Origin of the sequence: Rhodococcus sp. (in: high G+C Gram-positive bacteria) (assembly GCF_049591685.1) — a bacterium.
In the GTDB taxonomy this organism is placed as follows: Bacteria; Actinomycetota; Actinomycetes; order Mycobacteriales; family Mycobacteriaceae; genus Rhodococcoides.
Genome location: NZ_JBAWFH010000294.1, coordinates 1 through 8,791 on the forward strand (window position 1 = coordinate 1; position 8,791 = coordinate 8,791).

Annotated in this window: 9 protein-coding genes; 3 read left to right on the top strand and 6 right to left on the bottom strand. The window is 65.2% G+C overall.

Features of this window, described 5'->3' with window-relative positions:
* Together WBQ44_RS12235 and WBQ44_RS12240 are read right to left on the bottom strand one after the other, a co-directional pair.
* On the bottom strand, positions 1–1,192 hold a 1,192-nt coding region (locus tag WBQ44_RS12235; protein WP_495566955.1), incomplete at its 3' end, for an AMP-binding protein.
* Positions 1,193–1,625: 433 nt separating this feature from the next.
* Positions 1,626–2,075, bottom strand: a complete 450-nt coding sequence (locus WBQ44_RS12240; RefSeq protein WP_495566956.1) for a MarR family winged helix-turn-helix transcriptional regulator — start codon at positions 2,073–2,075, stop codon at positions 1,626–1,628.
* Between the two features lie 153 nt (positions 2,076–2,228).
* Here WBQ44_RS12240 and WBQ44_RS12245 point away from each other — a divergent pair, with 153 nt between their 5' ends.
* From WBQ44_RS12245 to WBQ44_RS12255, 3 genes are read left to right on the top strand one after another with little or no spacing between them, the layout of a single operon-like run.
* Positions 2,229–3,131 (top strand): CPBP family intramembrane glutamic endopeptidase, encoded by a 903-nt coding sequence (locus WBQ44_RS12245; protein ID WP_495566957.1) that lies wholly within the window; start codon positions 2,229–2,231, stop codon positions 3,129–3,131.
* Positions 3,128–4,375, top strand: a complete 1,248-nt coding sequence (locus WBQ44_RS12250; RefSeq protein ID WP_495566958.1) for a sensor histidine kinase — start codon at positions 3,128–3,130, stop codon at positions 4,373–4,375. The genes WBQ44_RS12245 and WBQ44_RS12250 overlap by 4 nt, the downstream gene beginning before the upstream one ends.
* Positions 4,372–5,040 carry a response regulator gene (locus tag WBQ44_RS12255; protein ID WP_495566959.1) on the top strand — a complete coding sequence of 223 codons (669 nt, stop codon included), beginning with the start codon at positions 4,372–4,374 and terminating at the stop codon, positions 5,038–5,040. Before WBQ44_RS12250 ends, WBQ44_RS12255 begins: the two co-directional genes overlap by 4 nt.
* A 244-nt stretch (positions 5,041–5,284) precedes the next feature.
* Here the strand turns inward: WBQ44_RS12255 and hydA are convergent, their stop codons facing one another.
* From hydA to WBQ44_RS12275, 4 genes are all read right to left on the bottom strand, one after another.
* The gene (gene hydA / locus WBQ44_RS12260) at positions 5,285–6,673 is read right to left on the bottom strand and encodes a dihydropyrimidinase (protein WP_495566960.1); all 1,389 of its coding nucleotides are present in this window, start codon (positions 6,671–6,673) and stop codon (positions 5,285–5,287) included.
* Positions 6,670–7,056, bottom strand: coding sequence for an allophanate hydrolase-related protein (locus WBQ44_RS12265; RefSeq protein WP_495566961.1), 387 nt, complete (start codon positions 7,054–7,056; stop codon positions 6,670–6,672). Before WBQ44_RS12265 ends, hydA begins: the two co-directional genes overlap by 4 nt.
* A gap of 12 nt (positions 7,057–7,068) precedes the next feature.
* Entirely contained in the window at positions 7,069–8,217 is a 1,149-nt protein-coding gene (locus WBQ44_RS12270) for an NAD(P)/FAD-dependent oxidoreductase (RefSeq protein ID WP_495566962.1), read from the bottom strand.
* Positions 8,207–8,791, bottom strand: a 585-nt coding sequence (locus WBQ44_RS12275) for a dihydrodipicolinate synthase family protein (RefSeq protein WP_495566963.1), incomplete at its 5' end; no start/stop codon positions are given. The genes WBQ44_RS12275 and WBQ44_RS12270, both read right to left, overlap by 11 nt.

Consider the following 8,791-nt stretch of genomic DNA (forward strand, 5'->3'; position numbering starts at 1 on the left):
GTCCGCGTCGTGCAAGTGCCGACTCGACGCGTTGCAGGTCGATGCGCAGGCCGAACACCTTCGCGAATCGACTGATGCGGCCGACCACCTCGTACAGCCCGTCATCGGTGAGGCGGGCGAGATCTCCGGTGCGCAATCGACCGCCGAGTGTGTCGCCGAGAGCGAGGTCGTCGGGTGTCTCGGCGTAACCCTGCATCACGTTCGGTCCGGAGTAGACGAGCTCGCCCACGCCGTCGGGCGCGTCGGCGATCGGTTCGATCCGAAGCGACCCGCCCGGGATGGGTCGGCCGATGGCGTGAGGGTGGGTGACGGCGAGGTCCGGCGGCAGGTAGGCCATGCGGGCCGTCGCCTCGGTCTGGCCGTACATGACGAACAGATCCCAGCCCCGGCGTCGACCGAGTTCGGCGTAGTTGCGGACACGGTCCGGTGTCAGCCGTCCACCTGCCTGCGTGATGTATCGCAGGTCCGGCAAATCGAGCTGGTCGAATCCGACGCGGTCGAGCAGGTCGAAGGTGTACGGGACGCCCGCGAACGCAGTGACACGGTGCTTCCTGACGAGCTGCCAGAAATCGGGATCGGTCACCGAGAACGACGTGAGCACGAGTGCCGCGCCGGCGAGCAGGTGGCTGTGCACGACCGACAGCCCGTAGCAGTAGTGCATCGGAAGGGTGGTGACGGCACGGTCGGTGTCTCGGATGCCGAGGTAGTTCGCGATGGACTCGGCGTTGGACTGCACATTGCCCCGCGAGAGCCGCACGAGCTTGGGTGATCCGGTGGAGCCGGACGTGCTGAGCAGCAGCGCGAGCTCGGGGTGCAGCCGATGCGCGGATTCCTGACGCACCTCGTCGACAACTGCCCGGCCGTCCGTGCAGGTCACCACGACGTCGGGTTGGTATGCGGCGATCACTCCGTCGAGGTTGGCGGGGTTGTCGCCCGGCGCGAGCAGGACGGGGTGGCCGCAGCGCAGTGCCGCCAGATACGCGACGATCAGCTCGACCTCGTTGGCGCCCGTGATCAGCATCAAGCGGCGGCTGCGCCCGAATCTGAAGGCTTGCGCCTCGACGCGTTCTTCCAGCTCGCGGTAGGTGACGGTCTCGTCCGCCGTGATCAGCGCGGGTGCGCCGCCGAAGCGGTCCAGGCGCGACGCCAGAGGCACACCGGGGTGTGCATCGAGGTCGAAATCGCTGGGCATCGGCAGAGTGTATAAGGCTTGGCGTACCTAACTGTCCGCTGGTGGACGGGGAGACCGGTCGGAATTGCGCTTCGGGCCCGATTCACGGCTGTTTGATCATGGTGAACTGCCGGACATCGATGTGGCCCCGGTGGGATAAGTCGGCGCACCCCGGTAGATAGCGCATGTACTTGTCGTACCTCTTTCGCCGGCGATGGCGACGGCCTCGTCGCGGCGCGCGCGTAGAGCTTCGGTCCCAGATCGGGTGTTCGTGCGTAGTGGGGTTGCAGCGGTCGGATGTGGCTGATGGAGTCAACCAGACCACCCTGAAAGAAGAAGAGGCATCCGTTGCCGTCGATCGAGTTGGGCAGATTCGACCTCGTACAGCCCGATCCTCCGGCTGTCGCCTGTCGATCATCTGGCAACCTTGGCACACCCGGGCTATCGAGATGCGTCACCAATGCCAGGCGTCGCCTCCAACGTTCTGGATTGTTCGCTGCAGGACTTCGATGGTCGTGACGAAGTCGGCTTCGCTGATGCCGCGCATTCTCTCGTCCTGGAGCATCTGCTGGACGTCGTTTGCTCGACGGAACAAGTCGGCGCCGGCGTCGGTGTATCTAAGCTTCGAGCCAGACTGCTCTATCCACCCGTTGTTGATCGCGCTTACGATTGCCTCCTCGATAACCTGCGGTGTGTCGTTGTGACCAATTTTCTCGACGGTTTCCGCGCGGTTGACCCCGCCGGAGCTCAGCGAAAGCTGATGTAGCAACCACCATTCAGGCTGCGTGACGCCGATGTCGTGGAGAGCCCCGCGTATACGCGCCTGAATAGCCTCGCCAGCTCGCGCCGTCCAGAATCCAATGGGCTGCCGTGCGGGCGGTTGCATGGGCTTGTTCGTCGTCATGGGTACGAACGTAGAACCTCGACCGTACTCGAGGTCAAGGGTCCTACACCTTTCGATTGAACTGCGACACTACGTCCTTTGGCGTCTCGAAGTCGTCGATCGCGGTCCATAGCGTTTGCAGGTGAAGTCACCACAGACGAAAGGACGATCACGATGACGCTTACAGAGATTCGATCGGCGGGAGGGGATGCCGGGGTTCGCGGCGTGATTCGACGGAGCCCGCTCATCAGCTTCTTCTTTCTCGCGAACGCGCTGAGCTGGACGGCGTGGCTCCCTTACATACTGTCCAACAACGGAACTGGTGTCTGGGACTACACGTTCCCGAGCGTGTTCGGGACCAGCCAGCTGACCGGCATGTTGCCCGGTGCCTATCTCGGTCCCATTTGTTCGGCGCTCGTCGTCACCGCGATCGTCGACGGTCGGGCAGGACTGCGGGTGTGGGCTGGGCGGCTGTTTCGGTGGCGGGTCAAAGCTCGCTGGTACGCGGTCGCCCTTCTTTCGGCGCCGGCTGCGATGGTGGTCGCCGGTGCGATGTTCTCCGGCGGTCAGATGAACGCACCGTCGCTCGTGGCTCTCGCCGCCTATGTGCCGGTGCTGTTCCTGCAGATGATCACCACCGGGCTGGCTGAAGAGCCGGGTTGGCGTGACTTCGCACTACCCCGTCTGCAGGCGCGTTTCGGGCCGATGGGAGCCGCGATGGTGCTCGGTCCGCTGTGGGGTGTCTGGCACCTGCCGCTGTTCTTCACCGAGTGGGGCGGCTGGCCCGACGCGCACTGGTCGGAGCCCGTCGTATTCCTCGTGTTCTGCATCGCCTTCAACGTTGTCATGTCTTGGGTGTTCAACAGCACCGGTCAGAGCCTGCCGGTGTCGATGCTGATGCACGTCAGCGTCAACACGTTCGCCTCCGTCATGTGGACCGAGATGTTCCCGACGCTCGACGCGCAGCGTGCGATGGTGGCGATGGCCGCCGCCGCGACGGTCGCTGCCGGTGTACTCGTCGCCGTCACTCGCGGTCGCCTCGGCCTCGGCGAGGCCCGCATAGACTCCTCTTCGTGATCGCATATCCACGCAAGCTGCGCGGTGCCGACTTCGCGATCGGGGCGACAAGTTGGGTGCTCGCCATCGGGGCGGTGGTCCTCCTTCCGCTCGACTCGTCCGACCGGGCGATCACCGTCTCGCCGATCGGGAGCGGTGCGTGGTGGGTTCTTGCCGCAGTGCTGACTGTGCAGGCGGTGCTGCTGCCGTTTTCGGGCACGTATGCCCGCGCGGTGTTGCTGTCGGTAACCCTGGCTCCGCTGGTCGTGGCGACGGTCGCGCCGAGTGAGATCTTCAGCGTCACCGCGCTTGCCGTCATGGTGGCCGTCTTCCTGTCGGTTGCTCGAAAATCGTTGAACAGCTTGATGATCACGCTCCCGGTGGGAGCGGCGGGTGTGCTGCTCGGCGACGTGGTCAACCGGGCGGCAGTCGACGATGCCGGTGCCGCCGCCCTGCTTGTGCAATCCGTCCTGCAGACCGCCACCGTGGTCGGATTGCCGCTGCTGATCGGATCGGTGGTGGCCTCCCGCCGCGAGGCCCGCATCGCCCATCGCAATGAGCTGGGCGCTCTCGAACGTGAACATGACGCCCAGGTGATGGCCTCCGTCGCCGGTGAGCGCGCCGCGATGGCTCGCGAACTGCACGACATAGCCGCACATCACCTGTCGGGTATCGCGTTGATGGCCGCCGCCACGGGTCGTCAGATCGACAGCGATCCGGATGCGGCACGTCGATCTGCCGACCAGATTCGCGTTCAGGCGCGGTCGGTCCTCGACGATTTGCGGCGGTTGGTCGGTTTGATGCGCGACGACGGCGCGGCTGCCGAGCGGTCCGTCGAAACGTTGGGCTCCATCGAGCAGCTGGTGAACGAGCGTCGGGCGTCGGGTGCCGACATCGAGCTGCGTCTCGTCGGCGCCAGGGACCTCTCGTCGATGGGCGAGCACGTGGGGCCGCTTGCCGAGCTGGTGGCGTACCGCATGGTTCAGGAATCGCTGACGAACGCCGTGCGTCATTCTCCCGGATCGAGCTGTGTTCTCGAGGTCGATGATCAGGAGCAGGGAGCATTGACGATCAGAGTTCGCAACGAAGAATCGCGTTCACCGGTGTCCGCGTCGCAGGCAGGCTTCGGTTTGCTGGGCATGCGCGAACGCGCAGCTCTGGTCGGTGGGACCGTGCAGTACGGGCCCACCGAGAACGGTGGTTGGACCGTGGAACTTCGGCTGCCGCGCGAATCAACGGCCTCGGGCTCGAAGGAGCGGACGTGATTCGCGTCGTACTCGCCGACGACCAGCCGCTGGTCCGCGCTGGTCTGTCGTCGCTGCTGGCTTCCGAACCGGACATCGAGGTGGTCGGTATAGCATCCGACGGAGCCGAAGCTGTTCGTCTGGTGCGCGAGTTCGAACCGGACGTCGCGTGCCTCGACGTGAGAATGCCCGGCGTCGACGGCATCGAGGCGACGCAACTGTTGTGCGGGCCGGGCGTCGAATCGCCAACTCCGGTACTCATTCTCACCACGTTCGATCTGGACGATTACGTTTTCGGGGCATTGGAGGCGGGTGCGTCCGGCTTCTTGCTCAAAGACGCCGACCCGGAGGTGATCATCGACGCCGTTCGGCGGGTCGCGGCCGGCCAGGGCACTCTCGATCAGTCACTGACCCGTCGGATCATGCGGGAATTCGTTCGCCGACGAGCACTTCAGCCGGTCACCGCGGAACGCGCTGATGGCTTGCTCACCGAACGTGAGCGGGACATCCTGCAACTGCTCGCGCAGGGAATGTCGAACGAAGACATATCGCGAGCACTGTTCGTCGAAGTGTCGACCGTCAAGTCCCATCTTGCGCGAATGCTGCCGAAGCTGGGAGTGCGCTCACGACTCCAAGCAGTGGTGTGGGCCTATCAGAACAAGATCGTCGACGTCGGCACGGACTGATCCGGATGCTGCTACCCCAGCCGGCACCCCTGTTCTCGAGCTGGCACATCTGCTCGGAGGCGAAAAGCTGTGCTTGCTCGGCAGTGGGGGTGCCAGCTGCGTGGGTCGGGCCGAACCTGCTGCCGGAAGCACGCCCCTGTGCAAAGCCTGACCGGGGTGCCGGCCGCGACTTTCGCGTTGGAGTACGCCGCCCCTCTGAGGCAGCCGAACCGGGCACGGTGGTCCTGCTCGCTGCGTAGCCGCGCTACATGCTGAACGCTCCGCTGAAGTCCAGCGGCGCTGCTTCGAGGTGCCTACCGCGGGGAGTCGAGTCGGTGAGTGACCCGTTGTGGACGACGATCTCGCCGCGCACGAGCACGGTGACCGGCTTACCTCGCACGACGTGTCCCTCGTACGGCGTGTAGTCGGTGGCCATGTGCAGCACGTCGGTCGAGATGGTCCATTCGAGGTGGGGATCCCACAATGCGATGTCGGCGTCGGCGCCGGGCATCAGCGAACCCTTTCTGGGGTACAGCCCGTTGGTGCGCGCCGGGTTGGTGGAGGTGAGCTCGACGAACCTACTGGGGGTCAGACCCATCCGGTCGACGAACGTAGACCAGATCACGGGTAGTCGTGTCTCGACGCCGGGCAGACCGTTCGGCATGTGGCGAACGTCGTGGCTGTGCACCTGCTTTTGCGTTGTGTCGTAGCAGCAGTGGTCGGAGCCGATGGTGGTGATGTTGCCGTTGAACATGTGGCGTCCCAATTCGTCGACCACCGCGCGGGGTCTGAGCGGCGGGCAGCACACGAACCGCTCGGGCTGGGCGCCCGCGTATTCGCTGTCGTCGAGGACGAGGTGGTGTGCGACGGATTCGGTGAACGCCACCAGACCCCGCGTGCGGGCTTCAGTAACCAATTCGACTGCCGCGGGGGTTGATTGGTGTACGAAGTAGACGGGCGCCTGCTGCGATTCGGCTATCGCGAGAATGGCAGCAACGGAGGCGGTCTCGGCGAGTTCGGGTCGGGTCTCCGCCATGTGTGAAGCGTCGATGCCCTCGGGAGAGGCGACGAGATTTTGCGCATCGGTGACAATTGCGTCGGATTCACAGTGGATTATCACCATCCCGCCCAGATCGCGGGTTGTCTGCATCGTCTTCAAGATCGTGTGTTCGTTCGCCATCGTCTCGCCCGCGTACGTGGTGAACATCTTGACCGTCCGGATGCCGGCGTCGGCCATGGTGGCCAGCTGGTGTGAGGTGGTGTCGTTCCACTCGACGACGCAGGCGTGCAGGGCCGAATCACACAGTCCCCCTGATGCTTTGGCGCGCTGCTTCTCGGCGGCGTCCAGCGGTTCCTGTCCAGGACGAGGGATGGCGAAGTCGATGATGGTCGTAGTCCCACCGAACACGGCCGCGGTGGTGCATTCGAGGTAGGAGTCGAGCGAGGTGAATTCGCCCGAGGTGAAGCCCACATGACAGTGCGGATCGACGCCGCCGGGGAGGACGAGCTTGCCCGTCGCGTCGATGACCTCTGCGGAGGCGTCGACCTCGGTGCCCGGGCCGAGAACGGCGACGATCTTCCCGTCGTCGATCAGCAGGTCGGCGAGCCCGGACCAGCGCGCCTCGACGACGGTTCCTCCGCGCACCACCTTCATCGCGCACTCCCCAGGTACGCCACCCAACCGCCGCGGTCGGTGATGTCCGTGACGCCCGGCGCCGTCAACGCCTGCTCACGCATCCGCATCGACAGCGAGCCGGATCCGTCGGCCAATTCGATGACACCGAGCTCGAGCTCCTCGGGTTCGCGGGGGAGTAGTTCTTCGCGGAGGACATCGTATTCCACCTCGTACAGTTCACCGGGGACCACATGACCACCTTCGATGACGGGGTGGAGCCCGGGGAATTCGTCACGCACGGAATAGAAGCGGTACCTCGGTGCTGTATCGAATTTGCCGATGAACCGCGCGCGGTGCAGCGCGTCGTTCAGTGTGCCGCCGGACATTGCCTGCCCGTTGACGAACATCGTGACCAGAGCCATGCGTCGTACCTTTCAGAGTGAATGTTGGTGAACGAGCCGAGCGGGGGAGAGCGCAGAAACGTCGACTTCGGTTGCCACGCCATGAATCATCGAGGCCAACAATTGCGCCCACAGCGGTGCGAACGTGAAGGAGTAGGTGCCTCCTGCGACGAAAAGACCAGGAGCATCGACCAATTCGCCGATGACGGGCATCTCGTCCGGGGTGGTGACGACGGGCCCGGTCCAGGTGTCGAGCAGCGCGGCCCGTCCCAGATCCGGGAGGAGGCGTCGGACCTGCCCCAGGTTCCCGGTAGTGCTGTCCTCGAGTGCGGGTGCTGCGTCGATGTCGTGGAACGGCCCCGCAGGCCAGCCGCCTCCCAGCACGAGGCGGTTGCGTCGATCCTGCTTGATCGACATTCCCTCGCCGACGTGCTGGACGAGCACCTCGAGCGTGCGCGGCGCGGCGCTGAGCGAATGCATCTGCAACGAAGTCGGGACCAGGTCGAGGGCGACGTCGGCCATCGCCGCTATCGTCGCCATCCATGGGCCTGCGACGTCGACGACGGTCGGCGTCGTCCACGAACCCCGCGAAGTGCTCACGTTCCACACATCGCCGTGCCGCTGCAATCCGGTGACCACCGTGTCGGGAAACAACGTTGCACCCTCGCTGACGGCCTGTCGCAGGAGAGCGGGTCCGGCGAGGTCGGGCTCGGCGAAGCCGTCCCACGAGCACCAGGTGGCAGCCTCCACCGAGGGTCCGAGCAGCGGCAGCGCGCGTCGTGCCTCGTCGCCGGTCAACACTTCGGTGGGGATGCCGACGCCCGTCTCCCAAACATGCTTGGCGCGCAACGTCGCGACCTGTTCCTCCGTCTCGGCGACCATGAAACCGCCGCAGCGGTTGAGTCCGAGCCCGGGGACGGTGTCCGCAAGCCGGTCCCACAGCGCACTCGTCGATTTCTGCAGGGGGAGCAATTGCCGAACGTCCACGGGAGTGCCTTGTCCGGGACGCCGGCTGTGAATGGTCTGGATGTGCAGGTTGCCTGCAGTGGTGCCGGAGCCCCCGGTGTTGGGTGCACTTCGATCCAACACGGCGACGGTCGACCCGGCGCGGGTCAGGGCGAGAGCCGTTGCAGCGCCCACGATTCCTGCGCCGATGACAACGACGTCGACGTCAGATCGCACGAGACGCCCCTACCGGTTGGGCATAGGCGTCGGCGATTCCGGACTCGTCGACGACGGCCTGTAACGACGCGAGTATGTCGGCGTCCGTGACCGGCAGCAATGGCTCGCGCACAGCACCACCGGGTTGACCGAGCAGGTTCATCACGGCTTTGAGCTGTGGGATCGGGGAGGCGTAGATCCCGCTGTAGTCGCCGCCGATGAGTCGACCGGAGAACGCGCGGTACTTATCGACCCAGTCGCGAGCGGTGACTCCGTCGCCTTTCGCCACCGCGCGGTAGAAGGGCACTGCGAAGGGTGCCCCGACGCCGCCGCCGTCGATATTGCCGTCCCCGCCGAGTTCCAGCAGCGTCGCGAGCCCACGTCGATGCAGGAAACTCCCGAACACCCTGACGCGGTCGGAGACGGCTTCGACGGTGTCCAACATGGACAGCCAGTCGCCGGTGCTGTCCTTGATCGCGACGACATTGTCGAGATCAGCCAAGCGCGTGAACAATCCGGGAACGGTGCCCATGTCGACGGATACGCCGCGCGGCCAGTTGTAGGCCATGAACGGCAGGGATGTAGAGGTGGACAC